This window comes from Nocardia sp. CA-120079 (genome assembly GCF_050955745.1).
GTDB lineage: Bacteria > Actinomycetota > Actinomycetes > Mycobacteriales > Mycobacteriaceae > Nocardia.
The window spans coordinates 4599673-4626594 of sequence record NZ_CP192088.1; the positions used below are offsets into that span (position 1 = coordinate 4599673).

Sequence of the window (26922 nt, forward strand, 5' to 3'; positions counted from 1 at the left end):
CCGGAAGCGACAGCGGGCGGATATTCGGTGGGTCTGGTGATCCCGGATTCGCCACCGCACGAATCCGGGATCGTTTGCGCTTGCCGAGCGGCGCACAGACAGCGCCGCGGCAGCAATACAGTGACACCCTCCGCCAGGAGGAACACCGACACACCCGAGCTGAATCCCGCAGTCGCGCAGGTGTTGTTGCGGAGGTAATGGATGCCGCAGACCGGGAGTATGGTCCGATCGGAAGTTCCAGCTCTAGGCTCGGAAGAATATCAACTTCCGTGCGGCGAAACAGAATCCGACGATATGTGAATCGTGCATCGCCGGGCTGATCTGAACAACCCAGCGCAACTACGCGAATCGTTAAGTTTTTCTGGATGAATGGCCCCGGTGGTTACGGATTCACTGAGAATTTCGATCACGGTGAGCTGACCGGTCGCAACGGAGTGAACGAAAGTGTTCCACTCTCGGTACAACGCACGACCCACGGGTTCGGCGCTCGATCCGGATGAAAGACCACCGCATGAGGAACATTCGATTCCGCGCATTCTCGGCCTCGGCGGCCATTGTTCTTGTCACGTCGACCGCACCGTAGGAGGATTCTCATGACCACGACTGCTCAGCCGACGTCGCTCGACGAGGCGCTGATCCGCATCCGGTCGGTGTTGGTCGAACTCGTCAAGGGTGTCGGCGAGCGCGATCTGGCCTTCGAGCATCCGGACGAGTTGGTCCGGGAGTTGGCGAACGCCGGTTTCGGTCGGCTGCGGGTGCCTGCCGAATTCGGCGGCTTCGATGTCGATTTGCCCACCCTGTTCGCACTGCTGGCCGAGGCGGGCCAGGCAGATTCCAATATCCCGCAGATCTGGCGCGGGCACTTCACCGCCACCGAGATCCTGCGCGCCGAGACCGACCAGCGCGTCCGGGAGTACTGGCTGCGAAAGATCGGGCTGGGCGCGGTATTCGGTAATGCTCAGTCGGAGCCTTCGGCCATCGTCGCCGAGGCGATCGCCGCGGGGGCGCTCGCTGCCGAATGGGGTGCGACCACCACTCGGGTGCGCACGGACGCGAACGGCGACCGCTTCGTCTCGGGCACAAAGTTCTACTCGACGGGCTCGCGGTTCGCGGACTTCATCCGCGCGGCCGTGGTCGACGATGTGGGCAATCGCGGCTTCGTCGTGATCCCGGCGCGGCATCCCGGCGTCACCCACGTCGATGACTGGGACGGTATCGGGCAGCGGCAGACCGGCAGCGGCACAACACTCTTCGACGATGTTCCGGTCGACGAACACGGTGATATCGGCCGGTTCAAAGAATCGTTGCGCGGTTTGGACTCGTTCGTGCAGATCGTGCATCTGGCCAACCTCACCGGGATCGCGCGCAGCATCGTCACCGAGACCGTGGATATCGTCCGCGCCAGGACTCGCACGAGCCTGCATGCGGTGACGCAGCAGGCCGCGGAGGATCCCGAGGTCCTCGGCGTTATCGGGATGCTCGAGACCCGGCGGCTCACCGCGGAAACCCTGCTGCGCCTTGCCGCCGAGCGACTGGAGGCAGCGCACGCCACCGGGACGGAAGCCGATTTCGCCCGAGCTTATCTCGACACTTCCGCGGCACAGGTCGCGATGATCGATGCCGTGCTCGACGCCGCGACAAGGGCTTTCGATGCGGGCGGGTCGTCGGCGGTGCGCAACAGCGCGCACCTGGACCGGCATTGGCGTAATGCCAGAACGCTGGCGTCACATAATCCGGTGGTCTACAAGCCACGGGTCATCGGTGATTTCCTGGTCAACGGCGTCATGCCGGTGCCCGGCTACTACCGCAATCGCCCGTCGGTCACCGAAGTGGTTTCGGAGACCGAAGCATGACCGCGCCGCAGGCCGAACGTGAGTCGCTCTCCGCCGCACCGGATTCCGGTCTCACGGTGCCCGGTATTCGGGCCGAGATCGACCCGATCCTGCGGCGTCTCGGCGATACCGCTGGGGCGCGGGAGGCGACGCGCGACTACGCGTTCGCCGATGTGCGCGCTATCGCGGAGGCGGGGATCGCATTGGCTGGCATCGCGAAACGCGACGGCGGCGCGGGTGGTTCATTGCGCGAGGTGATCGCGGTGGTCATCGAGGTGGCCCGCGCCGATTCCAGCGTCGCGCAGGCGCTGCGCAGCACCTTCCTGATCGCCCATCAGGTGGCGAGCCGAGCCGATCTGCCGCACCGGGCGCGCATCCTGACACGGCTGCGAAACCGGGACCTGTTCGCGGGCACCGTGAATGAGCGCACCGGCGGCGCGAGCGGACGGATCACCGCCACAGCCCGGCGCGAAGGTGCCCATTGGGTGGTAAACGGTGCGAAGTACTACTCGACCGGTGGTCTGTACGCGCGCTGGTTCTCGACGCAGGCGCTGACCGAGGACGGTACGGTGGTCCGCTTCATCGTGCCCGTCGACCGTGCGGGCGTCGAACGGCTCGACGACTTCGATGCGGTCGGTCAGCGGCTCACCGCCAGCGGCACGACCAGGCTCACCGAGGTGCAGGTTTTCGACGACGAGGTGACCGGCCTGGGGGAGAGTCAGCCGGATAATCCGTGGGCCGGGTCGTTCGCGCAGCTGTATCTCGCGGCTGTGCAGGCGGGCGTGGCAGCGCGGGCACTGGACGACGCGGTTCGGTTTGTCCGCGAGAAGGCTCGCCCGATCAAGCACAGTTCCGCGGATAGCAGTGTCGAGGATCCGTATGTGCGGCAAACGGTCGGTGAGATCGCTGCGCGGGCACACTCGGCCAGAGCCGTTGTTCTGGTTGCAGCCGAAAAACTGGAGGACGTCCGGGGGCTCACCGGACCCGCCGCGCGCACCGCGGGCGCCGCCGCCGCGGTCGAGGTCGCACAGGCGAGTGCGATCGCCATCGAATCGGCGCTGAAGGCGGCGGAGTTGCTCTTCGATGTGGGTGGTGGCTCCATCACCGACCGGGCTCTCGGATTCGACCGGCACTGGCGCAATGCGCGCACCGCCGCCAATCACAATCCGCGGCAATGGAAGTTGGCCGTCGCCGGGGCATACCACCTGACCGGCGAGGAACCACCAACCAGCGGCCTTTTCTGAGTTTCGATCCACGACAACCGAATGGAAGAGATATCACCGATGACCCACAGCCCCTACGAACTGACCTACGCGGCCGCGGCCGACCGTTACGAGAAGCTCCCGTATCGCCGTACCGGAAACTCGGGCCTGGATCTCCCGGCATTCTCCTTCGGGCTGTGGCAGAAGTTCGGGACCGACTACCCCTTCGCGACGCAGCGCGAGATCATCCTGCACGCATTCGACTTGGGCATAACACATTTCGACAATGCCGACCGTTACGGGCCACCGCACCGCGCCGCGCAGAAGAACTTCGGCGCGGTGCTCGCCAAGGATCTCGCTCCCTATCGTGACGAACTCGTCCTTTCGACCAAGGCGGGCAACCCGATCGGTCCGAGCCCCTACCTGCGCGGCGGATCACGCAAATCCATCCTCAACTCGCTCGAACACAGCCTGCGCGACCTCGGCACCGATTACGTCGACATCTTTTACCACCACCGCCCAGACCTGGACACACCGCTGGAGGAGTCGGTCGGCGCACTGGTCAGCGCGGTGGAGCAGGGCAAGGCGCTGTATATCGGCATCTCCAACTACCTGCCCGATCGCACCCATGAGGCCGCCGAGTTGCTCCGTCAGGCGGGCGTCCCGCTGCTCATCCACCAGGCCCGGTACTCGATCTACGACCGCGCACCCGAACGGAACGGCCTGCTGGAGACCGCCCGCCAGGACGGCTTCGGCACTATCGTCTATTCGCCGCTCGCACAGGGCCTGCTGACCGATAAATACCTGGAGACGATTCCCGAGGGTGCTCGGGCACGCAACAGCGCGTTCCTGTCGCCTGATGTGATCGACGAGACCTACCGGCAGCGCACCGCGGAACTGAACAAGATCGCCGCCGCCCGTGGTCAGTCACTCGCCCAGCTGGCGTTGCAGTGGGTCCTGCGCCGACCCGAGGTCACCTCGGCGCTGATCGGTGCGAGTTCCACCGCGCAACTCGACCACAACGTCGCCGCGCTGGACTTCCCGGCGTTCTCCGACGAAGAACTCGCACTCATCGAGGAGTATGGCGTGCACGGGACCGGACTGAAGCTCTGACGAGCGGCGGCCGGTGGCGTCCGCGCGTCGCCGGCCGCGCTCATTCCCCCAGCAGTGGCAGCAATTGGTTGCCCTGGCGCTCGATCTCGCGCAGGTACGGCGTGTCGGACAGGACGAAGTGCGTGATCCCGAGGTCGCGGTATTTGCGCAGCGATTTGGCGACATCCTCGGGAGAACCGACGAGCCACGTGGTGCCCGCACCCCCGCCGCCGAACCTGCCCGGTGCGGTATAGAGGTTGTCGTCGAGTACCTCGCCGCGGGCGGCCAGGTCGAGCAGTCTTTGCTGCCCGACGGCGGTCTGACGGTGCGGGTTCTGCGGCGGCGCACCCTGATTGTCCGCCATCTCCGCGACTTTGGCCTCGGCGTCGGCCCACGCCTGTTCGGTGGTGTCCCGGACGAATGTGGTGACGCGCAGGCCGAATTCGAGTGGCGCGTGCGCGCGGCCGAGTTGCGTGCTCAGCGCACGCAGGCGCTCGATGCGCTCCCGCACGCCCTCGAGCGGCTCCCCCCAGAACAGCTGGACATCGGCCTCGGTCGCCGCGACCCGCTCGGCGGCTTCGGACGCGCCGCCGAAATACAGCTTGGGGTGCGGCCGGCCCGCGCGTCGGATAATCCGAGGCGCCACAGTGGAATCCGTGACCTGGTAGTACTCACCGCGGTAGGTGACGTTCTCCTCGGTCCACAACTTGCGCACGAGTTGCAGGAATTCCTTGGTGCGGGCATAGCGATCGGCCTGGTCACCCTCGGTTTCGCCGTACGCGCCGAGATTGTCCTTCCCGGAGACGATATTGACGCGAACCCGGCCGCCGGAGAGATGATCGAGCGTCGCCGCGGCGGAGGCGAAGTTGGCCGGACGCCAGTATCCGGGGCGGATCGCGATGAGCGGCTCGAAGCTCGTCGTCGCGGCGGCCAGCGCGGTGGCGACGGTGAGCGTGTCCGGGCGTCCCCAACCGGTGCCGATCAGTGCCCCCTTCCAGCCGTATTTCTCCAGCGTCTGCGCCTGCGTGCGCAGTGTCTCCAAGCTGTTGTGGTCGGCCGTAACGGGTTCGCCGCGGTGTCCGGGCGTGACCTGATTGGGGATGTACCAGAGGAATTCGAGACTCACGTGGTATTCCTGTTCTGCACGGTATCCGGACATCGCGATTATCAATGGCGGTGCCGGTCGAAAGGCGTTGACGGCGTGGGTCGTCCAGCGCGATAACGCCGTCTGAACTGGGACGATTCAACGCATTCGGAAATAAATTCGTCGAGATTCGAGGATCGGAGCCGACCCGGGTGCCGTTTCACGAAAACTGAACGATTCTCTAAGCACAGCTTGGTTGTTCGTGTCGGCGCGCATGTGCAGACTTCACAGGGGATCGCCGCTGCGTTCCGTTTCGCGTCGAGCACTGAAGGGAGTGACGCATGAGCATTCGATACCTGCCCCGCGTCGGCTCGGTGCATCGGCGTGTCATTGCGGCCTATCTCGGCTGTTGTCGCTGAGCGCTCTCGCTCGCCCCGGCTCCCCGGTCGCATAAGTCCGGCGGAGATCGACCCTCAGGTTTCCGCCGTCGCCTGCTGTGTGCAACAGGCTCGGTCACTCATCAGGAGCTCCTTCAGATGTCACCACGCAGAATTTCGAAGGCGGCGCTATTCGTCGTCGCAGCCCTCGTCGCCGCCGTGCTCACCGGATGCGCGGCATCGGGTAACCGGGTCGCGGCGGGCGATGACAATGCGGCGCCGGTCGCCGGTGGCACACTGCGGTTCGCGGTGCTCGACGCCCCGGCGAATCTCGATCCGCATTCGGGCAGTTCCTATCCGGAGTCGCTGATCACCAGCAATATCACCGATAAATTGACCTATCAGAATCCCGCGACGGGCGCCATCGAACCCTGGCTGGCGAAGTCGTGGGATATCAATCCGGGTCTGACCGAGTTCACCTTTCATCTGCGTGACGACGTCACCTTCAGTGATGGCAGTAAATTCACCGCCGACTCGGTGAAGGAGAATTTCGACCTGCTCGGCCTGGGCAATAAGCAGCTCGGCATCGTGCCGGTCTCCGCGTATTGGGTCGGCTATGTCGGCACCGCGGTGCTCGATCCGACGACCGTCAAGGTCACCTTCGATCGCCCGAATGCCGGTTTCCCGCAGGCGCTTTCGCTGTATTTCTCGGGCATCCTCGGCCACAGCACATTGCAGCTGCCGAAGGAACAGCGCAGTCTCGCGCAGAATCTGGTGACCACCGGACCGTTCACCATCGCCGAGCACGTCTACCAGCAGAAGACGGTGCTGAAGAAGCGACCGGACTACAACTGGGCCCCGGCCAGCCGCAAACACAGCGGTGCCGCATATCTCGACACCGTCGAGATCTCGGTGATCCCGGAGGCCGGTGTGCGCACCGGTGCGCTGCGGGCGGGTCAGGTGGACGCGATCCTGGATGTGAACAACACCGATGAGAAGCCATTGGCGGCAGAGGGCTATCGGATTGTGCCGCAGCTGATTCCGGGCCGCGATATCGCACTCGATCTGAAGACGGACCTGTTCCCCACCAATGACAAAGCGGTACGGGAAGCGGTGAAATTGGGCTGGAACCGGGACGCACTGGCCAAAACGGTGCTGACGCCGAGCTACAAGGTATCCACCTCGGTGCTTTCGGAGCGGGTGCCGGGATACGTCGACTTCTCCCAGGATCTGAAGCAGGATCAGCAGCGCGCCGAGCAGATTCTGGAGTCGGCGGGTTGGCGCAAAGGCGGGGATGGCATCCGGGTCGACAAGGACGGTCGCCGACTCGAACTCGCGCTGCTCGGCATCAACAATCTGGTCAACAATAAGCCCGCCTACGAGCTGATCCAGCAGGATCTGCGCAAGATCGGCATCGACCTGAAGTTGAATGTGCTGCCGATCCCGGACTATACGGCGGCCTCGACCCAGCAGCAGCGCTGGAATATCCAGGTGGCCAACCAGAGTCGCGCCGATGTGGCGGTGCTGGAGCAGGTGTATTCACCGCAGTTCACCAATATGTCGAAGCTGGCCCAGGGGGATCCGATCTATCAGCAGGCGATCGACCGGCTCAGCGCGGTCAGCAAGACCCTCGACAAGGACGAGCGCGCGAAGGCCGCAGAGTCCGCCCAGCGCTTCCTGCTCGACGAACAGGTGCTGACCGTGCCGGTCTACAACCCGGCGCAGGTCACGGCGGCCAGCCCCAAGGTGCACAACGTCGGGTATGAGGCGCAGTCGCGGAATGTCTTCTACGACACCTGGATCGAGCCGAGGTAAGTGATGGTGCGCTATGTGTTCGCCAAGTTCGGGCAGGCGGTCTTCGTGGTCTGGGGCGCGTACACGGTGACCTTCGTGCTGCTCTACGTGCTGCCCTATGACGCGGTCGACCTGCTGTTCGATCCGAATCAGGGTGATCTGGTCACCGAACAGGACAAGCAGCACGCGCGGGTCTATTACGGCCTGGACCACAATCTGATCGGCCAGTATCTGCACCGGTTGTTCGATGCCGCGCACGGAGATTTCGGTGCGTCCACCCGTACCGGGCAGCAGGTGTGGCCGCTGATTCTATCGGTTTTGCCGCAGACCGCGCTGCTGGCCGGGTTCGCGCTGATCCTCGCCGTGCTCATCGCCTTGGCGGTGGCGCTGACGGCCGGTTACACCCGGACCAGATGGCTGGCGAACCTGGTCGCGACCCTGCCCGCCGCCGGTGTATCGGTACCGGTCTTCCTGGTGGGACTCGCTGTGCTGCAGGTGTTCTCGTTTCAGCTGGGTTGGTTCCCGCCGATCGGCAATGATGGATTCGCCGCACTGGTACTGCCCGCGGTCACCCTGGCGATCCCGGTGTCGGCACCCATCGCACAACTGCTGATCAAGAACTTCGACGCGGGCCTGCGTGCGGGTTATGTGACGGTGTCGATCGCCAAAGGTGCGACGCGGCTGTGGGTGCTGGTGCGCGACGTGCTGAAGAACGCGGGCCTGCCCGCCCTCACCATCGCCGGTGTGACCTTCGGAAATCTGCTCGCGGGTGCGGTGATCGTCGAGACCGTCTTCTCCCGTTCGGGATTGGGGCGGCTCACCGAAACCGCCGTGCGCACCCAGGACGTGCCCCTGGTGCAGGCGGTGGTCGTCTTCGCCGCGATCGTCTTCGTGACGGTGAACTTCGTGGTCGATCTCATCTATCCGCTGTTGGATCCCCGGCTGCGAACCCGTTTACGGACAAGGACTTCGGTATGACAGTGCTCGAGCACACCACACCACCGAGTGCGCTGGTGGTGCCGACGAAGCAACGCAGGCTGACGCTCGCGCCCGGGATCGCGGTGTCCTGGCTGGTGATCGGCACCACCATCGCCTGGGCACTGGCGCCGTCCTGGTTCACGAGTTACTCACCGCTCGAGGGTGATTCGGATGCGAGCTTCGAGCCGCCGAGCTCGGATCATCTATTCGGCACCGACCGACTCGGTCGGGATCTGCTGGCGCGCACCATCTATGGGACAGCGACGACGGTGAGTGCCACGCTGCTCGCGGTGGCGCTCGGATTCGTGATCGGTTCGGCCATCGGGCTGTTCAGCGGTTTCATCGGCGGGCGAACCGATTCGGTGATCATGCGGTTCGTCGATGTGCTGTTGGCCATCCCGGGACTGTTGCTGGCCATGACCGTGGTCACCGCACTGGGCTATGGAACGGTGAATATCGCTGTTGCCGTCGGTATTTCGGCGGTAGCCGCGTTCGCGCGGGTGATGCGCTCAGAGGTGCTCAAGGTGGCGGGTACCGACTATGTCGAAGCCGCCTACGGGTCAGGGGCCGGATTCCGGCGGGTACTGCTGCGCCATGTCCTGCCGAACTCGGTCGCGGCCGTGGTGTCGCTGGCCGCGCTGGAATGCGGTTCGGCGGTGCTTGCCGTCGCCGCGCTCGGCTTTCTCGGCTACGGCGCGCCACCGCCGCAACCGGAATGGGGTCTCGCGGTCGCCGAGGGACGCGACTATCTGGCCACCTATCCGTGGATCTCGATCCTGCCCGGTGTGCTGATCGCCGTGGTCGTGTTGGCCACCAACCGGATCGGCCGATCGATAGGAGAGTCCTGATGGTCGACGACGCGGTCCTACTGCGGATCGACGATCTCAGCGTGCGCTACCGCACCCGTGGCGGCATTTCCGACCACGATGCGGTCGAGGGAGTCGGACTGACCGTGCGGCGCGGCGAATTCGTCTCGATCGTCGGCGAATCCGGTTCCGGCAAGAGCACGACCATCCACGCCGCACTGCATCTATTGCCGGCATCGGCGCGGGTGCGAGCGCGTGCGCTGGAGTTGAACGGCCAAGACACCACATCGTGGGGCGATCGCAGGCTGGCGCGGCTGCGCGGCCCCTTCGTCGGTTTCGTGCCCCAGGACCCGGGCACCTCACTGAATCCGGTGAAGCGGGTCGGCACCCAGGTGTTGGAGGCCTTGCGGCTGCACCGGCGCATCGAATCCGGACCGGCACGCGAACTCTCGCTGGCCAAACTCGAGCTGGCGGGGCTGCGCGAACCCGAGCGCGTCTATGCGCAATACCCGCACGAACTGTCCGGCGGCATGAAACAGCGGGTGCTCATCGCGATCGCGCTAGCCAACGATCCCGCCCTGCTGGTCGCCGATGAGCCGACATCGGCGCTGGATGTGACGGTACAGAAGGTCATCCTGGACCACCTCGCGGAACTGCGAGCCACCCTGGGCCTGGGTATTCTGCTGGTCACCCATGATCTGGGTGTGGCGGCGGAACGCTCCGATCGGCTGATCGTGATGCAGCGGGGACAGATCGTCGAAACCGGTGACGCCGCGCGGATTCTGGCCGAGCCACAGGACGAATATACCCGACGGCTCGTTGCGGCGGCACCGTCCCGGCACAGCACGCGGCTGGCACCGTCGAGTGCCGTCGCTGGTGAGAATGTCGGGGCAGCAACGGATCCACTGCTGCGGTTGCGGGGTCTGTCGAAGACGTTCGGCGGTGTCCGTGCCGTCGACGATGTCTCGATCGACGTGGGCGTGGGCACCACGCACGCCATTGTCGGTGAATCCGGCGCGGGCAAGTCCACTGTCGCGCGGATCGCGGTCGGTCTCACGAAACCGGACGCCGGTGCCGTGTGGTTCGACGGCAACCAGGTCAGTGGGCTGTCGCGCAGGCAATTGCGCGCGGTGCGCAGGGAAATCCAATTCGTCTACCAGAACCCGTATTCCTCCTTGGACCCGAAGTTCGATGTGCAGCAGATCATCGCGGAGCCATTGGTGGCATTCGGCTTGCTGAGCGGGCGCGAGCAGCGGCGCAAGCGGGTACTCGAATTGCTGGACGCGGTGGCCTTGGACCGTAGCCAGTTGCAGCGCAAACCCGCCGAGCTGTCCGGCGGCCAGCGGCAGCGAGTGGCCATCGCCCGCGCGCTGGCGGCAGGGCCACGCGTGCTCGTACTGGACGAGGCGGTTTCCGCACTCGATGTTTCGGTGCAGGCACAGATCCTGCAATTGCTCGTCGATCTGCAATACGAGCAGGGCCTTACCTACCTGTTCGTCACGCACGACCTCGCGGTGGTGCGGCTGATCGCCGACGACGTCACCGTGATGCGCGCCGGGCGGGTCGTCGAATCCTGGTCGGTGGCAGCGGTTTTCGCCGATCCCAGCGACGAGTACACCCGGCGGCTGCTGGCCGCGGTACCCGGCACGCCAGAGCTGATCCGGATCTGATCCGATGCGGGAATTCCGAAGCCACGCTGCACAGAATCGCCCTGATCGTAAGGATTTTCTCGATCGTTGCCGGTGCCGATGATGAGTACGGATGCCAGCAGTCGAAGCGAGGGATTCATGTACGACATTCGCCGCCTGATCCTGTTGCGCGACCTCGCGGAGCGCACCACCATGACGGCGGTCTCGGAACTGCACGGCATCACCACATCGGCCGTATCCCAGCAGTTGCGGATTCTGGAAGACGAAGTGGGAACCGTGCTCACCCGACGCGAAGGGCGAGTGCTGCGGCTGACCCACGCGGGTCGCGTGCTCGTCGACTACACCTCGCGGATCATCGCCGCACTGGAGGAGGCCGAGAGCGCGGTGGCCGCGACCGCCGAGGCGGTCACCGGGGTGCTCACGCTGGCCACCTTCCGCACCGCGCAATCGCGGCTCGCGCTGCCCGTCGCGGCACGGTTGATGGCCGAGAATCCGGGCCTGCGGGTCCGGGTGGTCGACCTCGTGCCGGTCGATTCGGTGCCTGCGGTGCGGCAGCAGGAGGTCGATCTCGCGATCACCTACTCCTACTCCTTCCGCACCAGGGACCTACCGCTCGGCCTGTCCTCGGAGTTCCTGTTCAGTGATCCGCTGGTGCTGCTCGCCCCGCCCGGCCTGCGCGAGCGGGCCCAACAGCACGGTCTGGCCGCGATGCGTGATGCGGATTGGATAACCGCCCGCGACGGCGCACCGTCGATCGTCTCGGTCATGTACGCCTGCGGGGAAGCGGGTTTCGCGCCGCGGATCGAACACCGCAGCGGCAGCTTCGCCGCGATGGCCGAAATCGTCGAGCACGGCCTCGGCGTCACCATCGTGCCGGAGATGTCGGTCGGCGCCGAACACCGGCATCTGATCGCATGCACCATCGCGAACGGCTCACGTCAGGTCGGTGTGACCTACCGGCAGGCCTCACTCGAGCGTCCCGCCATCGCCGCGGCCATCCGTGCGCTGCGCAGCATCGCTCGACCGGCCCAATTGGCATCGTAAGAGCTTGGCCCGCAAGGCATTTGCCGTGGGCCGTCGAACCCGAGGAGTAACCGATATGACGCGCCGACAGGTGCACCTGAACGTCAATATCCTGAATGCGGGTGTGTTCGGCGGATCCTGGCGATTTCCCGGCACCGACCCCGTCGCGAGTTTGACCCTCGACCATTACATCCGCATCGCGAAGCGGGCGGAGGAAGCGAAATTCGACGCGATCTTCCTGGCCGACGGGCCGGCGATTCGGGAGGATCTGCGTTTCCGTCCGTTCAATAGCCTGGAGCCGACGGTGATCCTGGCCGCGGTGGCCGCCGCGACCCGGCACATCGGATTGATCGCGACACTGTCGTCGAGCTACAACCATCCCTACGATGTCGCCCGCCGATTCGCCTCGCTCGATCTGCTCAGCGGCGGGCGCACCGGCTGGAATGTGGTCACCACCGCCGGAGTCGAGGCCGCCCGCAACTTCGGCTACGACGCCGAACCCGAGCACGGTTCGCGCTATGCGCGCGCGGCGGAGTTCGTCGAGGTGGTGCGCAAACTCTGGAACAGTTGGGAGCCCGACGCATTGGTCGGCGACAAATCCGCACACCGCTTCGCGGATCCGGAGAAAATTCATCCGGTCCATCATCACGGGGCTCGTTTCGATGTCGCCGGTCCACTGAATGTGCCGCGCTCGCCGCAGGGCGAACCGGTGGTGGTGCAGGCGGGCGCGTCCGCGGACGGTCGGGCGCTCGCGGCCCGCATCGGTGAGGTGATTTTCACCGCCGCGCAGACCGAGGACGAGGCGGGGGAGTACTACCGCGACGTGAAGGCGCGCGCCGTGGCCCACGGTCGCCGCGCGGACGATGTGCTCGTCCTGCCTGGTCTGTCCACCGTGATCGGGTCGACCGAGGCGCAGGCCGCCGAACGCCGGGAACTGCTCGCCGAACTGGTTCCGACCGAGTACGCATTGGACCGGCTCGCGGGTCAGCTCGGCGTCGATCGGGACGCGCTCGCCCTGGATGCGCCGCTGCCGTGGCGGCTGCTGCCCGATCCCGACGTGGCTGGTGGATCACAGACCTTCTACAAGATCGCGTTGGGGCTGGCGCGGCGTGAGAACCTGACCGTGCGGCAGTTGCTGCGCAGGCTCGGTGGCGGGGCGGGCCACCGGATCGTGACCGGTACACCCGAGCAGATCGCCGATTCGATCATCGACTGGGTGGATAAGGGCATCGCCGACGGCTTCAATCTCATGCCCGATGTCTTGCCCGGTGGCTTCGACGATTTCGTCGACGGTGTGCTGCCGATCCTGCGGCGGCGCGGCGTATTCCGCACCGACTACGACACGACCACCCTGCGCGGCCACCTCGGCCTGCCGGTGCCCACATACGCCCGACACCAGGAAGAGGGAGCGGCCTGATGACGCGCACTCTGCATTTCTTCGTCAATGTCGGCAGCGCCGGCTATCACCCCGCCGCCTGGCTGGAACCGGAACTGCCCGCGGATGCCTTCATCCGGCTCGAGCACTATCAGCGCGTCGCCGCCGTCGCCGAACGCGGCGCCCTCGACGGGTTGCTGTTTCCGGATATTCCGGTGCAGCAGCCGAGCATTGCCAGGGCGCCCGCGGCCACCCTCGATCCGATCCTGCTCACCTCGGCACTCGCGGTGTCGACCGAGCGGATCGGGCTGATCCCCACGGCCACGACCTCATTGAATCTGCCCTATAACCTGGCGCGTCGAATTCTGTCGCTGGATCACGTCAGCGCCGGGCGAGCGGGCTGGAATGTGGTCACCACGTTCGAACCGAATGCGGCCCGCAACTTCGGGATCACCGAACTGCCCGAGCGCGACGAGCGATACCGGCGTGCCGCCGAGTACGTCGAATTGACCGAAAAGCTCTGGGACAGTTGGGAAGACGATGCGGTCATCGGTGACCAGCAGGCCGGACTCTTCGCTGATCCGGCGAAGGTGCACTCGGTCGAGCATCGCGGTGAGTTCTACGCGGTGGCCGGTCCGCTGAATGTGACCCGCTCGCCGCAGGGGCGGCCGGTGCTCGTGCAGGCCGGTTCCTCGCCGCAGGGGCGCGCGTTCGCGGCGAACCATGCCGAGGCGATCTACACCACCCAGTTGAGCCTGGCCGGTGCGCGCGAATTCGCCGCCGAAATACGCGCTACCGCAACGGCATCGGGACGTGCGGAGGAGAATATCCGGATTCTGCCGGGCCTCGTTCCGATCATCGGAGCCACGGCGGCGCAGGCGCGTGCCAGATTCGAGGAGTTGCAGGGCCGGTTGCATCCCGACAGTGCGCCGGTCCGGTCGCTGGCGCGCTGGCTGGGGTACCCGGAGGTCGAACTCGACCTGGACGCACCCCTGCCGCAACACCTCACGCAACTGCCGGAAGGCCGGATCGGTCCGCAGGGCTTCTTCGAATCGGTGACCCGCTATGCCGTCGAAACCGGCCACACCGTGCGGGAACTGCTGACCGAATTCCTCGGTGGCCATCGCGTGGTGATCGGTACTCCGGAGACGGTGGCCGACCACATCGAACTGTGGTTCCGCACCGCGGATATCGACGGATTCACCATCATTCCCGCCGTGCTGCCCGACTATCTCACCGACTTCGTCGACCAGGTGGTGCCGGAACTGCGTCGGCGCGGATTGTTCCGCGACGAATACCGCACCACCACGCTGCGCGGCCATCTCGGTTTGCCGCATCCGGTGAATTCCTTTGCCCACGAGCCTGTTTCGTCGATCAGAAGGTGACTACCCCGCAATGACATTCCGCCATCTCGGCCGCACCGGTGTGCTGGTCAGTCCGCTCACCCTGGGGGCGATGAACTTCGGCGCCTGGGCCAATCGCGACCACGACGACGCCGCGCGGATCATCCACCGAGCCCTGGACGCGGGCATCAACGTCGTCGACACCGCCGATGTGTATTCGCAGGGCGAGAACGAGCAGATCGTCGGCAAGGCCTTGGCCGGCCGTCGCGACGAGGTGGTGCTGGCCAGCAAGTTCCACGGCCAGATCGGCACCGACCCGAACAGTCGCGGCAACTCGCGTCGCTGGATCATTCCCGCGGTCGAGGACAGCCTGCGTCGGTTGAACACCGATCATCTCGACCTCTACCAGGTGCACCGGCCGGATCCGGAGGTGCCGCTGGAGGAGACGCTGCGCGCACTGCACGATCTGGTCGCCGCAGGCAAGATCCGCTACTACGGAACCACGACCTTCGAACCGCATCAACTGGTCGAGGCGCAGTGGGTGGCCGAGGACCGCAACCTGCACCGCCCGGTCACCGAGCAGCCGCCGTATTCGATTCTGGCGCGCGCCGCCGAGCGGGCGACCCTGCCGATCGCCCAGAAGTATCGCCTGGGCGTGCTGACGTGGAGTCCTCTTGCGGGCGGCTGGCTTTCGGGTCGGTACCGGGCGGGTGCGACGGCGCCGGAATCCAGCAGACTGACCAGGCAGCCGCAGCGGCACGACCCGGAACTGGCGGTCAATCAGCGCAAGCGCGCGGCCGCGGAGGAACTCGCGAAGCTCGCCGCCGACGCGGGTTTGTCGCTGGTGCATCTGGCGCTGGCGTTCGTTCTGCAGCATCCCGCGGTGAGCAGTGTGATCATCGGGCCGCGCACGCTCGAACAGTTGGATGGTCAACTCGGTGCCGTGGACGTGCGGCTCGATGCCGAATTGCTCGATCGGATCGATGAAATCGTCGCACCCGGTGTGACCATCAGCCCGGCCGACGAGGGCTATCTCCCGCCTTCGCTCACCGATTCCGCCACCCGCCGTCGCATCACCGTTGGAGCCGACCGATGAGCCTGACCGATCTGCGCACCCTCGGCCGCACCGGGGTGCGGATCAGCCCATTCGTCTTGGGCACCATGAATTTCGGCGGCGGTCGCACCGCACCCGACGAGTCGATCGCACTGATTCATCGAGCCCTCGACGCCGGTATCAATGCCATCGATACCGCCGACACCTATTCGCGCGGTGAATCGGAGACGATTGTCGGCCGGGCGCTGCACGGCCGCCGCGACCAGGTGATCCTGGCCAGCAAATTCCACAATCCCGTCGACGACGACCCCACGCACCGAGGGAACTCGCGGCGCTGGCTCACCCGAGCGGTCGAGGATTCGCTGCGCCGACTGAATACCGATCATCTGGACCTCTACCAGGTGCACCGGCCCGAGGCGGTGACCGATATCGACGAAACCGTCGGCGCGCTCGACGATCTGGTGCGCGCGGGCAAAATCCGCTACTACGGCACCTCGGTGTTCGCGCCGGGCGAACTCATCGAAGTGCAATGGGCCGCGGACAAGCGCAAGCTGAATCGTCCTGCCACCGAGCAGGTTCCGTACTCGCCGCTGGTGCGTGGCATCGAACGCGAGACGCTGCCGATTGCCCGCAGGTACGGCCTCGGCGTACTCACCTACGGTCCGCTGGCGGCGGGCTGGTTGTCCGGGCGGTATCGGATCGGGGCCGCCCAGCCGCCGTCGCATCGGGCCGAGCTGATTCCGGGCCGCTTCGATATCGACGCACCCGCAAATGCCGCCAAACTCGCCGCCGCCGATGCGCTGGCCGCACTCGCCGCGGCGTCCGGTTTGACCGTGATCGACCTGGCGGTCGGCTTCGTGCTGGCGCATCCGGATGTGACCGCGGCGATCATCGGCCCGCGCACCCAGGCACACCTGGACGCCTACTTGCGCGCCGCCGAAGTCGTGCTGGGCCCCGATGTGCTCGACCGCATCGACGAGATCGTGCCCCCGGGAACGGTTTTCGGCGACCGCGACACCGGCAAAATCCCCGACGCGATCGCCGATTCCGCGCTGCGCCGGACCGTCGCATGACCTGAGGGCACGAATCTCGATACTGCTCAAAAGAGTCCGCCGCTCGCGTGCAGGGATTGACCAGTGATCCAGCGGGCGTCGGGGGAGGCGAGGAAGGCGACGATATCGGCGATGTCGCCGGGCTCACCGATGCGGCCGAGCGGGGTCTGATCGATGATCTGGTCGGTGAGTGCCGGACTGCGCGCCGCGGCGAGTGCTTCGGTGCGGACGGCACCGGGCAGCACGTTGTTGACGGTGATGCCACGCGGACCTAGTTCCTTGGCCAACACCCGAGCGAGTGCTTCGCTCGCGGCCTTGGTGGCGGCGTAGATTCCCGAACCCGGTCGATGGGTCGCAGTCACCCCAGAGGATACGACCACGATCCGTCCGCCGTCGCGCAGTCGGTTGGCGGCCGCGCGCAATGCGATGAAAGTGGCCTTTGTATTGGTGGTGAACATCAGGTCGAACTCGTCGTCGGTCGCCTCGGCGATCGGACCGAAGGTGGCGGTACCGACATTGTTCACCAGGATGTCGAGTCCGCCGAAGTGCTGTTCGGCCGTCTCGAAAAGGCCGGTCAGTTGGCCCGGATCCGCCACATCGGCCCGCGCGGCGACCGCCTGCCCGCCACTGGCCTCGATACTGGCCACGACCTTTTCGGCCGCGGACCGATCGGAGTGGTAGTTCACGACAACGGCCGCGCCGCCGGCGCCGAGCCGCTCGGCAATGGCGCGGCCGATCCCGCGAGAGCTTCCGGTGACGAGCGCGACCGGCATGACTGCCTCCAATAGGTGAGAATATGGATAGTTGATAGCATCGACTAATTTGCGGGATGTTGTCAACTGTCGATCATCTAAACTATTCGACATGACCACCTCGCAGGATCAGGATCTCGCCGCCGCCTTCGCTGCGCTGTACCGCGAAGTGGGCGTGCTGTACGGCGTCATATCGCGCAGGTTCGGGCTCACTGTGCAACAGGTCGAACTGCTGTGCCTGCTATACGACCGCCGACCGTCGTTCGGCGAGCTGGCGGGATTGCTCGGATGCGACAAGACGAATGTCACCGGCATGGTGGATCGCTTGGCGCGGCGCGGTCTCGTCGCCCGAGCGACCGATCCCGATGATCGCCGGATCACCCGAGCCGTCCTGACCGATCAGGGCGCCGCCATGCGCGAGAACTTCCGGTCCGCCCTGGCAGCGGAGCTGGAGGCTCGGGTGCCGCGCGCTAACCGCTCCAGGCTCGTCGCACTCATCACGGATTCGGTGACCGCTCTCGCCGAGACCCGCTGAATCCGCCGGAGCGCTACCGCCTCGCGTGGTGGCGGCACGACAAGGTCACGGCCCATCGGTGATCAGCGCCGCGAGCTGCGCGGTTCGCTCCGAGCGCGGTCGCTCGCGCGTGACACTCTTCACCCACCACAGCATCGCCAACGCGGGCCACTGCGTCGAACTCTCGATAAGTTAGGCGAGGCTGGTCGTGAGCGGCGCGCCGTGAGGCCATGTGGGTGCGCGGAATGCATTGTCGGGCTGTGGTTGTCGCCGGTCAATGCTCGGGCGTCCGGGGTATCGCGGCCTCGGACGCGACACTGTGGATGAGGCGCAGCAGGGCGCGAAATGGTGTGCGCGACGGCCCGATCTGGATGGCGGGCAGCGCATTCGCCCATATCGACCTGATGCTGGCGTTGATGCGACACCTCGGTGGCGCGGCGCTGACCGACGAGCTGGCCAGCCGACTCGTCATCGATCAACGCAGCTCGCAGGCTGGATTTCTCATTCCGTCACATCTGGCCGCGCGCGACGAGACCGTCGCGGCACTCGAATCCTTCGTGCGGTCCCGTTTGGACCAGGTCCACACCCTGGAATCGCTGGCGCACCGGTGCAACATCAGCCCGCGGACGTTGGCGCGGCGCACCGGCCAGGCAGTCGGCCTCAGTCCGATGCAACTCGTGCAGCGGATCCGTCTCAATCACGCACTTGATCTGCTCCGCACCACCCACCTACCACTGGGGGAGATCGCCGCGGCCGTCGGCGGCCGATCCGGCGACGCTGCACCGGCTCGTCAAACGCCACACCGGGCGATCGCCAGGGTCGCTGCGCCCCGGAACGACACGACAACGGGTGCAGTGGAAGGCATAACCGGCGTATTCGGCATCCGTCGGGCAGTGCGGTCAGGATGAATTCGGCGAGGTTATGTCGTTCCGGTGCCGGCGCAACCGTTGAGTTGAGCCAAGACGGCCGCGGTGTCGAGGAAGACGCGTTCGCCGATGACGTAGCCGTCGTCGTCAAAGGTGACGACGGCGACCATCTCGATGGCAATCGTGTTCCCGCTCGGCGCTATTCCCGCGTAGTGCCCGTCGTGGGTACCGTCGAAACGAACCAGCGCGGCACCAGTGAAACCCTCTTGCCCGAGGGGCTCGATAGTGGCGGTGAGATCGCTGAAACCGTCGAATAGCGCCGACTCTCGGGCGGCCAGCGCCGCAAGCCCCTGCTGTGGACCCGTCAGGGGCGAGTCGTAGGCGGCGGGCTCTCGCCACAGGCCAACGACCTCATCGACGTTGTGATTGTTCACTGCGGCCGCGGCCGCTCTGGCGAACTGCTGAATGAGCATGTCGTACTCTTTCCTGATCGATCAATTGGTTTGGGATACAGGCGATTCCGGCCGGACGGAACGCTCGGCGAGCGCGATTGCCCACTTGGCCGGAATGCGGCCGGCGATGCGCGCCAGCAATGCGTTCGCCGTGCCGTCGACGGTGTCCGGGCAGTTGGACCCGAGCGCGCGCAAGGCCGCGTCGACGACCTGTTCGGGAGCACGCCGGCTGCCGACTGCGGCGTCCTCGCCGGCGATCTCGAAAAATGCGGTGTCGGTGGCACCTGGGCTTACGGCGAGCACCCGGACCCCGGTGCCGCGGGTCTCGGCCCACAGCGCGCGAGTGAAGGACAGCACGTACGCCTTGGTCGCCGCGTACACCGCCATGTGCGGAACCGGCTGAAACGCGGCCGTGCTGGCCACATTGACGACGGCTCCACGTCCGCGAGCGATCATGCCGGGCAACAGGATTGCGGTGAGTTCGGTCAACGCGGTGATATTCACCGCGATCTGACTCGAGACCGCGCCGAGGTCGGCATCGGCGAGGTCGCCATGGATTCCGAGTCCCGCGTTGTTGACGAGCGCGTCGACGGTGATCGCACGCTGGGCGAGCAGTTCGGCCACCCCCACTGCGGCGCCCGGGGCGCTGAGGTCCGCGGCGATGACCTCCACGCTCGAACCGTATTGCGCGCGCAATTCGTCGGCCTGTGCTCGCAATACCGCCTCCCTGCGGGCGACCAGCACGAGGTCACCACCGTCGGCGGCGACGCGCGCGGCGAACGCGCGTCCGATACCCGATGACGCCCCGGTCACGAGCACTCGCTGTCGGTCGAAGTATCCAGCCATCACTGCCTCCTTAATTAAACCTTCACGACGGTCTAATTAATACCGCTATGATGAGCCCATGGCAAGCCCCCACCGCAGCACGCCGGCCCAGCGACGCGTCGGCCGCCCGCCCGGCCCGACCGAACACGGAGCGGCATCCCGCGAGCGGATCCTCGATGCTGCCGCCGCGGTGTTCGCACAGGTCGGTTACGACCGGGCACGCATGGCCGACGTGGTCGAAGCAAGCGGAATGACCAAGGGATCGGTCTACTTTCATTTCGAGAGCAAAGAAGCCCTAGCCGTCGCCGTGCTCACCGAGAAGCACGCACAATGGCTCGATCGGGTGCAAGCACGACTGGCCACGACGCCCCCCGGGCTGCGGCGGTTGGAAGCGCTGCTGCCCGCCATGCTGGACCTGCACCGTGACGACCCCGACGCCTGGGTCATCTCGCGCCTTGCCCAGAACCTCGCCGAGGTGCCGGCGACCCGCCCCCTGGCCATGGAACTGACCCGCCGATGGATCGACGGCGTCGCCGACCTCATCCGCGACGCCCAGCACACCGCTGAGATCTCAGGCGGAGTCGACCCAGACCTGCTCGCCACCGTCCTCGTCGGCGCCTTCGATGGCCTGAAGATGACCGTCGAAACAGTAAGCGACGACCCCCACACCGCCGATCAACGGCTCGAGGCCGGCGGCGCCCTCCTGCTGGCAATGATGCGGTCGGCCGTTCTATCACGCTGATCGTCTTCGACAGTCCGCTGGAAATCCGCCGACCTCGACGCCCTCCACGATGACCGTGACGGTGACACCAAGTCTCCAACTTCCCTGGGTAGACCGGATCCTCGAAAGCCTGACGGCCGTGTCGTTGTCCGGAATTCCGTTGCCGCGGCCGACGCCTGATCAGTGCTACAAGGCCAGCGTGCGGCCGGGTCCGAGGATGTGGACGGTCGTATCGGGGGCGACATCGGCGGTGGCGTCGCGGTAGAGGTCGGGGCGGTTGCGGGTGGATTTGGTCATCAGGCGGTCGCCGAGTGGGCCGCTGCTGAACGCATAGTGGATCGGGACGGCGAGGCGGGGACGCAGGGCGCGCGTCAGGTCCGCGGCTTCGGTTGCGTCCATGACGACCTGGCGATCGAAGGCCGGGCGGATGCGCAGGCCATTGATGGGGAGCAGGGCCAGGTCCAGTTGCTCGAAGCGGTCCGCGATTTCGTCGAGTTCGGCGATGCGGAGCGTATCGGCGCCGAAGAAGACGCTGTGGCCGTCGGCGCGCAGTACGAAGGTGACCTCGGGTATGCCGTGACTGGCCGGTGTTGCGGTCACCTCGACCGGGCCGAGATGTGTGCTCTGCCAGGGATCCAACTCGACGACATTGCGAAATCCGGCCGCTCGCACCCGTGTGCGAGGCTACGGACGACGGCGAACGGCACATTCTTGTCCGGGTAACTCTGTAGCGCGGCCAGGTCGCAGTGGTCGTAGTGGGCGTGGCTGATCACGATGCCGGCCAGTTCCGGGAGATCGGCGGCGGTGGCGATGCTGCGCGGCTCGCCCTGGTAGTAGAAGCGGCGTTCGGACAGCCACGGATCGGTGAGGATGCGGGCGCCGCCGAAATCGAGCAACACGCTGGCGTGGACGACACGAGTCGCGGTGACGGACATGGCGTTTCCTAACAAGACGGGTGTCTACTGATGATTGTCAGTTGACACCCGTCTTGTTAACCTGTCAAGGTGACGGCGAAGAACAGCACCACACGGGACCGCAACCGGCGCGGCGAAGGCGCGCGTCTGCGGGCGGAACTGGTGGCGGCGGCGAGTCGCCTGCTGGAAACATTGGACGGCCAGGAGTCGCTATCGCTGCGGGCGGTCGCGCGGGCAGCGGGTATCGCGCCGCAGAGTGTGTACCTGCACTTCGCCGATCGCAGGGAACTGCTGACCGCGGTATACGAGGTCCGCTTCGCCGAACTGCGCGCCGCCCTATCGGCCGCGTCGTCGGCGGATGGCCCCACCCGCCTCGCCGAAATATGTCGCGCCTATTGCGAATACGGCCTGCGGAATCCGGGCCACTATCGAGTGCTGTTCGGCACGGCGGGCACTCCGGGGTGGGAACCCACCGATGCCCAGATGCCGGGCCTACCGCTGTTCCGACTCCTGACCGATACCGCCGAGGCCTGCGGCAGCGCCGATCCGACCGCCACCGCCAGCTGCCTCTGGGCCGCGATGCACGGCCTGATCACCCTGCGTCAAGACCGGCCCAGCTTTCCCTGGCTCGACCCGGATGTTCTCATCGACACGCTGGTGGCGGCGCATCTGGCTGCCGCCCGGAAGTAGCCGTCGAACCAGCTGGGCCATAACAGCTCTGGCAGTGCGTGCCCGCCACGATTCCGTGGCGGGCACGCCTGTCATCGGTCCTGATTCTATTCGACGGCAACCGAATTCAGGACGGAAGTTGAGTGCACTTGGTGGCGGCCAACTTCGCGATCTTCTCCATCTCGTCGATGGCGACCGCGACATAGGCGCGCAGTTGGCCGTCGTCATCGCGGCGCAGCAGGTATTCGTAATCGCTATCGGTCAGCAGATCGCCTTCGACGTCGTAGAAGTGCCAGCGGATGTGTAGGCGGGTGATGCGGTCGGTGAGATCGACGCTGGCCAGGCCGAGCGCCTGATCGAGCGGATACGACTGCTCGAGGGCCTTCGCCATTCCAGCGGTGGTGGCGATGGATCCCGCCGAGGATATCGACTTGAGGACTACTAATCCGATCGAGTCGACTTTCGCGTCCGTGCGGCTCCGGACCAAGGTCACGAAGGGGCCAGAATCGCGCGCGGCCGGAATCGCCATGGCCTACAAGCTGATCGAAGCAGCACAATCCCGCTGGCGCAAGGTCAACGCGCCCGAACTCGTTGCGCTCGTCCGCGCCGGTGCCCTGTTCCACAAGGGCAAACTGCTCGAACGTCCCCGCGAGATCACACCCACATCGTCAACTGGCGCGGCCGACATCATCGGAACGGAGGTCGACTGACACATACCGATACAGGTTTTGGCGATTCCTCCAGAACATGCACCGACCCGCTCCACCGAACGTGTGACTAACCTCCACACTGCAAGGAGTGCAACCCCATTCTGGAGTGCTGATGCTCATTGTTGTCCGCGGCCGGGCAATGGGGCGACGTCACTGGGCGCGACGTTCACGAATCTTCCCAGCAGTCGTTTGAATTGCGCGCGCTCAGCGGCATCGAATCCCTCGAGCAGGTCGTCGGCGGCGGCCCTGGCGATCGTTTCCGCCTGTTTGAACGCCTTCGTGCCGGACTCAGTCAGTGTGACGGCGACCGCTCGCCGGTCGGCAGGGTCGTCGCAACGTTTGACGAATCCTCTGGACTCGAGATCATCGATCATTCGGACCATAGCGGACTTGTCCGCGCCGAGATGTTCTACCAGCCGTGTCTGATTCATCGGGCCGAGGCGCTGCAGGGTCATCAGTACTCCGAAATGCCTGCCCTGTATGTCCAGTGCCGTGAGCGCCGAGTTGAACGCATCAGCCGCATGCCGGTGCGCTCGCTGCAGGAGAGGGCCGATGGCGTAGTCCGGTGTCGCGTCACGGATAGGCATGGCGGGAGGCTACCTCTCTGGTCGATCACTCGACCAGATATATCTCACTTGATACTATCTCGATTGAGATAATATTCTGTCATGAACTCGGAGGATCCCGATGTCCGATCACACCACCACCGAACGAGCCCCGATCCGCTCGGATCAACCGAGACACAACCAGGTACCCCACGTCGGGCGGGTGCTGCTGGTTGTCGTCGGCATCGCTACGATCGTCGTCCCCGTCCTGCTCGACGGAGTGATCCTGGCAAGCAGACATATGAACAATCCCGCTTGGCTGCCACACGCCAAGCTGCATACCGCGATGGGTTTCTTCGCCGCCATCGGCCTGGGCGTAGGTGCGCTGATATGCCTGCTCGGCCGCCCGGTGACCGATCGCTTCAGCATGGCAACCGGCGCCTACCTCGCCGGCGCCTTCTGGATCGCGGTGCTCGCCGCGGGTTGCTGGCCCGGCACCTCGTATTTCTTCGTCGACGACCCCTTCTACAGCCATCCCCTCTATCGCCCCGAATTCCTCGGAATGCCCGACAACGTCGCCACCGCGGTTCTCATGATTGTGCTGGTCGTCATCGGGCTCGCACTGGTCCTGAGGCGTCAGAAGACATCCACCGACTGAGCGCGCTGGCACAAGGTCGACGCGCCCGAACTCGGCGCGCTCGTCCGCGCCGGTGCCCTGTGCCACAAGGGCAAACTGCTCGAACGTCCCCGCGAGACCATGTCGAAGGGACTGGGCGCCAAACAGCGCATGATGCTCATCGCGTTGGCAGAGTGGGACTACGAGGGCCGGAGATGGATCGCGTGGACGGATCTGGAACTGTTTTCAAGCCCAGAACGCCGCGATCGGGCGACTTCGAAAGCCGAACGCGCCAGCTGGCGCCGCGCGGTCCGAAGCCTCGAACAACGCCGATTCGTCGAATGCCACACCGCGGTGCGGGAAGACGGCCCACACGAAAGCGGGCACGACAACGTTGCCCAGATCCTGCACATCCGGATCACCCCCACGTAGTCGGGCCACCGAGGACACCGTCTCCTCCGACCTGGTCAGATCACCCGAGCGTGCCTGATCTGCTCGTCGGTCATCGCTGGTGGCCGACCGAGGCGCTGCCCGCGGGCGCGGGCAGCGGCCAGGCCCTCGTCGGTGCCCTGCACGATCAACTCCCGGATGAACTCGGCCAGCGCGGCGAAGATGTGGAACACCAGGCGCCCGCCGGGGCTGGTGTTGTCGATCGCCTTGTGCAGGGCCCGGAACCCTATGCCGCGCTTGCGAAGACCCACCACGATCGAGATCAAGTCCTGCAGTGCTCGGAGTCGTGTTCAGTAAGGGGCGTCACCCAGATGTCGAAGTCTGGACCTGCGCAAATCGCAGGTAGTCGAGAGTTCTCAGCACACTTGGTGTCGAGTTCGCCGGGAAAATCGTTCCCTAGGGCCCACAGTGTCTATCAGCCGATACGTATCGCGGCTTCGGGGGACCAGGCCGAACTGCTGACAACCTTGCACGCGCTCGGTCGCAACAACGTCACGGATCAGGGACGGCGGACAGGAACTGCCACGCGCGCGTTGCGGCTTGGAGATTGAATCGGATATTCACATCACGTAGGTCGAAGCCGGTGAGTTCGCGGATGCGGCCGAGGCGATAGCGCAGGGTGCTGCGATGGATGTGTAACGCGGCGGCGGAATCGTTATAGTTGCCGCCGCATTCGAGATACTGGGCCAGGGTGTACACGAGGTCCGAGTTCCGGGTGGCGTCGTAATCCAGGAGGGCACCGAGCCATTCGCGCATGAAGCCGTCGACCTGACCATCGGCATGCGCCGCGTCGACCAGACGATAGAAGCCGAGTTCTTCGAATGCCGTCGCGCCGTCCGGTATCCGCGACCGCAGCCGGATATGGACGGCACGGAGTGCGTCGGCGAACGATCGCGCGAAATCGCTCGGCTGCTCGCACCGGCCGCTGATGCCGATGGTTATCGGCGTCGCGTCGACGCGTTCGCGGATCGCGTGGTGGAAGGCGCCCGGATCCGGTCTGTGGTCGGTGATCAGCACGACCATGCCGCCGTGGCGGCCCAGGATATATTGCAGACTCAGGGCCGACGCGGCGTGGCTCGCGGCCGCTGCGATCGTATCGTCGGCGCGGCCCGCGCTGTGCACCAGGACGACGTAGTGCGGTCCGCGCAGGTCGTGTCCCAATGCTTCTGCGCGGGCGTAGGCGCTGTCATTGTCGGTGCCGCAGGCGAGATCATCGACGAGCTCGCGACGTAGCCGCAGTTCGATCTCGGCGAGATTGCGTTGATGTGCGAGTTCGAGGGCGAGCATGGTGCTTCCGTACACCAGCGCGAACAGTTGAGCCTCGACCACGCTATGGTCCGGGTCGATCAGTGCGAGCGTGCCGAGGACCTCGGTACGTGGTTTCACCAGCATGATCACCCGATCTTGGACCCGCAGCGGCGCATTGTGGGTCGCGAGACGATGCAGCAGTTGATCACGCTGCTCCGGTGCGGCTTTGGGATAGGGTTCCGGTCGGCCGGGTCCAGACCAGGCCCGCAGATTGCCAAAGGGGTCCTCGACCGCGACGGGCAAATCGGTCAGCTGAGCGAGGGCGTCGGCGATACCCTGTTCGCCCTGTCCGTACGCGGCGGCTCCGGCGAGCACCTCATGCACCCGCGTCTGTCGTTCGAGGCGTCGCACCGTGGCGGCCAAGCGCTCGTTGATCTGGGTGAGCTCGGTCGCATGGGCGGAAGCACGTTCGTGCGTGGTCGCATTGGCCAGCGCCGCACCGGTGAGCTGCGCCAGCACTTCCAGCAGGAATATCTCGTGTGGCCGCGGCGCGCGGTCGGAGCCGACAATGAGTGAACCGACCGCTCCGGACGAGCTTTGCAGGACGAACGCCCATCCCCACTTCTCGTCAGCCAAGTTCACGCTGCCCTCGCCGTCCTGGGCACTGACCTGTGCGTCCAGGCCGGGCCGTGCGGGTCGCGTCTGCGGGTACTGCAGGAATTCGCCGTCCACCCGGTGATAGCTCGCCCGCGTGCGACACGAGCCGAGGGACGGGACAGCCGCACCGGCCATTCGAAGTATTTCGACTTCTTCGTGCTCGCCCGACAGCGCCGCCGACAGCGTGCACAGCCCGTGCAGCGACACCAGTTGTCCGCGCACCAAGCTGTCGGCGATTGGATAACTCAACAATTGCTGATTCATGGCGGATTCCGGCCCGTGGCAGCAGGTTTCGAGGTGGGACCCGGCGCTGCGGCGTCCT

At 65.7% G+C, this 26922-nt stretch carries 28 protein-coding genes and 1 pseudogene; 19 read left to right on the forward strand and 10 right to left on the reverse strand.

Annotated features, from left to right (window positions below):
• Positions 1–593 precede the first annotated feature (593 nt).
• The 3 genes from ACQPYR_RS21070 to ACQPYR_RS21080 are packed head-to-tail and all read left to right on the forward strand — an operon-like array spanning position 594 to position 4147.
• Positions 594–1853: an acyl-CoA dehydrogenase family protein gene (locus ACQPYR_RS21070; protein ID WP_433634731.1), complete on the forward strand. Its 1260-nt coding sequence runs from the start codon at positions 594–596 to the stop codon at positions 1851–1853.
• A complete protein-coding gene (locus ACQPYR_RS21075; RefSeq protein ID WP_433634733.1) occupies positions 1850–3076 on the forward strand; it encodes an acyl-CoA dehydrogenase family protein in 1227 nt (408 codons plus the stop codon). The genes ACQPYR_RS21070 and ACQPYR_RS21075 overlap by 4 nt, the downstream gene beginning before the upstream one ends.
• Positions 3077–3115: 39 nt before the next feature.
• Entirely contained in the window at positions 3116–4147 is a 1032-nt protein-coding gene (locus ACQPYR_RS21080; RefSeq protein WP_433634735.1) for an aldo/keto reductase, read from the forward strand.
• 40 nt (positions 4148–4187) lie between these two features.
• Here ACQPYR_RS21080 and ACQPYR_RS21085 read toward each other — a convergent pair whose 3' ends face one another.
• On the reverse strand, positions 4188–5252 hold the full coding sequence (locus ACQPYR_RS21085; protein ID WP_433634737.1) for an LLM class flavin-dependent oxidoreductase: 1065 nt from the start codon (positions 5250–5252) through the stop codon (positions 4188–4190).
• A 494-nt stretch (positions 5253–5746) separates the two neighbouring features.
• Here ACQPYR_RS21085 and ACQPYR_RS21090 point away from each other — a divergent pair, with 494 nt between their 5' ends.
• From ACQPYR_RS21090 to ACQPYR_RS21130, 9 genes are all read left to right on the forward strand, one after another.
• Positions 5747–7402, forward strand: a complete 1656-nt coding sequence (locus tag ACQPYR_RS21090) for an ABC transporter substrate-binding protein (protein ID WP_433634739.1) — start codon at positions 5747–5749, stop codon at positions 7400–7402.
• A 3-nt stretch (positions 7403–7405) separates the two neighbouring features.
• Complete coding sequence (locus tag ACQPYR_RS21095) at positions 7406–8359, forward strand: ABC transporter permease (protein WP_433634741.1); 954 nt, start codon at positions 7406–7408, stop codon at positions 8357–8359.
• Positions 8356–9207, forward strand: a complete 852-nt coding sequence (locus ACQPYR_RS21100) for an ABC transporter permease (RefSeq protein WP_433634743.1) — start codon at positions 8356–8358, stop codon at positions 9205–9207. The genes ACQPYR_RS21095 and ACQPYR_RS21100 overlap by 4 nt, the downstream gene beginning before the upstream one ends.
• Complete coding sequence (locus ACQPYR_RS21105; RefSeq protein ID WP_433634745.1) at positions 9207–10835, forward strand: dipeptide ABC transporter ATP-binding protein; 1629 nt, start codon at positions 9207–9209, stop codon at positions 10833–10835. The genes ACQPYR_RS21100 and ACQPYR_RS21105 overlap by 1 nt, the downstream gene beginning before the upstream one ends.
• A gap of 117 nt (positions 10836–10952) precedes the next feature.
• Positions 10953–11858 carry a LysR family transcriptional regulator gene (locus ACQPYR_RS21110; protein WP_433634747.1) on the forward strand — a complete coding sequence of 302 codons (906 nt, stop codon included), beginning with the start codon at positions 10953–10955 and terminating at the stop codon, positions 11856–11858.
• Positions 11859–11913: 55 nt separating this feature from the next.
• Positions 11914–13254, forward strand: coding sequence for an LLM class flavin-dependent oxidoreductase (locus tag ACQPYR_RS21115; RefSeq protein WP_433634749.1), 1341 nt, complete (start codon positions 11914–11916; stop codon positions 13252–13254).
• Positions 13254–14597 (forward strand): LLM class flavin-dependent oxidoreductase, encoded by a 1344-nt coding sequence (locus ACQPYR_RS21120; protein ID WP_433634751.1) that lies wholly within the window; start codon positions 13254–13256, stop codon positions 14595–14597. The genes ACQPYR_RS21115 and ACQPYR_RS21120 overlap by 1 nt, the downstream gene beginning before the upstream one ends.
• A gap of 10 nt (positions 14598–14607) precedes the next feature.
• Positions 14608–15651 carry an aldo/keto reductase gene (locus ACQPYR_RS21125; RefSeq protein WP_433634753.1) on the forward strand — a complete coding sequence of 348 codons (1044 nt, stop codon included), beginning with the start codon at positions 14608–14610 and terminating at the stop codon, positions 15649–15651.
• Positions 15648–16682 carry an aldo/keto reductase gene (locus ACQPYR_RS21130; RefSeq protein WP_433634755.1) on the forward strand — a complete coding sequence of 345 codons (1035 nt, stop codon included), beginning with the start codon at positions 15648–15650 and terminating at the stop codon, positions 16680–16682. The genes ACQPYR_RS21125 and ACQPYR_RS21130 overlap by 4 nt, the downstream gene beginning before the upstream one ends.
• 26 nt (positions 16683–16708) lie before the next feature.
• On the opposite strand, the gene ACQPYR_RS21135 is transcribed toward ACQPYR_RS21130, so the two are convergent.
• Positions 16709–17434 (reverse strand): SDR family oxidoreductase, encoded by a 726-nt coding sequence (locus ACQPYR_RS21135; protein WP_433634757.1) that lies wholly within the window; start codon positions 17432–17434, stop codon positions 16709–16711.
• A gap of 91 nt (positions 17435–17525) precedes the next feature.
• On the opposite strand from ACQPYR_RS21135, the gene ACQPYR_RS21140 reads away from it, so the two are divergent.
• A complete protein-coding gene (locus ACQPYR_RS21140) occupies positions 17526–17948 on the forward strand; it encodes a MarR family winged helix-turn-helix transcriptional regulator (RefSeq protein WP_433634759.1) in 423 nt (140 codons plus the stop codon).
• A 239-nt stretch (positions 17949–18187) separates the two neighbouring features.
• The gene (locus ACQPYR_RS21145; RefSeq protein ID WP_433634761.1) at positions 18188–18835 is read left to right on the forward strand and encodes a helix-turn-helix domain-containing protein; all 648 of its coding nucleotides are present in this window, start codon (positions 18188–18190) and stop codon (positions 18833–18835) included.
• 11 nt (positions 18836–18846) lie between these two features.
• On the opposite strand, the gene ACQPYR_RS21150 is transcribed toward ACQPYR_RS21145, so the two are convergent.
• Both ACQPYR_RS21150 and ACQPYR_RS21155 read right to left on the reverse strand, forming a co-directional pair.
• The gene (locus tag ACQPYR_RS21150) at positions 18847–19266 is read right to left on the reverse strand and encodes an ester cyclase (RefSeq protein WP_433634763.1); all 420 of its coding nucleotides are present in this window, start codon (positions 19264–19266) and stop codon (positions 18847–18849) included.
• Between the two features lie 21 nt (positions 19267–19287).
• Positions 19288–20091, reverse strand: coding sequence for an SDR family NAD(P)-dependent oxidoreductase (locus ACQPYR_RS21155; RefSeq protein ID WP_433634765.1), 804 nt, complete (start codon positions 20089–20091; stop codon positions 19288–19290).
• Positions 20092–20149: 58 nt separating this feature from the next.
• Between ACQPYR_RS21155 and ACQPYR_RS21160 the strand changes: the two genes are divergently transcribed.
• The gene (locus ACQPYR_RS21160; RefSeq protein ID WP_433634767.1) at positions 20150–20812 is read left to right on the forward strand and encodes a TetR family transcriptional regulator; all 663 of its coding nucleotides are present in this window, start codon (positions 20150–20152) and stop codon (positions 20810–20812) included.
• A 165-nt stretch (positions 20813–20977) separates the two neighbouring features.
• Here the strand turns inward: ACQPYR_RS21160 and ACQPYR_RS21165 are convergent, their stop codons facing one another.
• Together ACQPYR_RS21165 and ACQPYR_RS21170 are read right to left on the reverse strand one after the other, a co-directional pair.
• On the reverse strand, positions 20978–21430 hold the full coding sequence (locus ACQPYR_RS21165) for an MBL fold metallo-hydrolase (RefSeq protein WP_433634769.1): 453 nt from the start codon (positions 21428–21430) through the stop codon (positions 20978–20980).
• Complete coding sequence (locus ACQPYR_RS21170) at positions 21388–21726, reverse strand: MBL fold metallo-hydrolase (RefSeq protein ID WP_433634771.1); 339 nt, start codon at positions 21724–21726, stop codon at positions 21388–21390. The genes ACQPYR_RS21165 and ACQPYR_RS21170 overlap by 43 nt, the downstream gene beginning before the upstream one ends.
• Positions 21727–21795: 69 nt before the next feature.
• On the opposite strand from ACQPYR_RS21170, the gene ACQPYR_RS21175 reads away from it, so the two are divergent.
• Positions 21796–22395 (forward strand): TetR/AcrR family transcriptional regulator, encoded by a 600-nt coding sequence (locus ACQPYR_RS21175; protein WP_433634773.1) that lies wholly within the window; start codon positions 21796–21798, stop codon positions 22393–22395.
• Between the two features lie 106 nt (positions 22396–22501).
• Here the strand turns inward: ACQPYR_RS21175 and ACQPYR_RS21180 are convergent, their stop codons facing one another.
• Positions 22502–22765 carry a hypothetical protein gene (locus tag ACQPYR_RS21180; RefSeq protein ID WP_433634775.1) on the reverse strand — a complete coding sequence of 88 codons (264 nt, stop codon included), beginning with the start codon at positions 22763–22765 and terminating at the stop codon, positions 22502–22504.
• A 22-nt stretch (positions 22766–22787) separates the two neighbouring features.
• Between ACQPYR_RS21180 and ACQPYR_RS21185 the strand changes: the two are divergent.
• Positions 22788–23084: pseudogene (locus ACQPYR_RS21185) on the forward strand (IS256 family transposase); the annotation flags it as partial.
• 116 nt (positions 23085–23200) lie between these two features.
• Here the strand turns inward: ACQPYR_RS21185 and ACQPYR_RS21190 are convergent.
• The gene (locus tag ACQPYR_RS21190) at positions 23201–23671 is read right to left on the reverse strand and encodes a MarR family winged helix-turn-helix transcriptional regulator (protein WP_433634777.1); all 471 of its coding nucleotides are present in this window, start codon (positions 23669–23671) and stop codon (positions 23201–23203) included.
• A 100-nt stretch (positions 23672–23771) separates the two neighbouring features.
• Here ACQPYR_RS21190 and ACQPYR_RS21195 point away from each other — a divergent pair, with 100 nt between their 5' ends.
• Positions 23772–24287, forward strand: coding sequence for a hypothetical protein (locus ACQPYR_RS21195; protein ID WP_433634779.1), 516 nt, complete (start codon positions 23772–23774; stop codon positions 24285–24287).
• Positions 24288–24386: 99 nt separating this feature from the next.
• Complete coding sequence (locus ACQPYR_RS21200) at positions 24387–24677, forward strand: hypothetical protein (protein WP_433634781.1); 291 nt, start codon at positions 24387–24389, stop codon at positions 24675–24677.
• Positions 24678–24712: 35 nt separating this feature from the next.
• Here the strand turns inward: ACQPYR_RS21200 and ACQPYR_RS21205 are convergent, their stop codons facing one another.
• Positions 24713–24970, reverse strand: coding sequence for a recombinase family protein (locus ACQPYR_RS21205; RefSeq protein WP_433635202.1), 258 nt, complete (start codon positions 24968–24970; stop codon positions 24713–24715).
• 217 nt (positions 24971–25187) lie between these two features.
• Positions 25188–26864: a PucR family transcriptional regulator gene (locus ACQPYR_RS21210; protein WP_433634783.1), complete on the reverse strand. Its 1677-nt coding sequence runs from the start codon at positions 26862–26864 to the stop codon at positions 25188–25190.
• Positions 26865–26922: the final 58 nt, after the last annotated feature.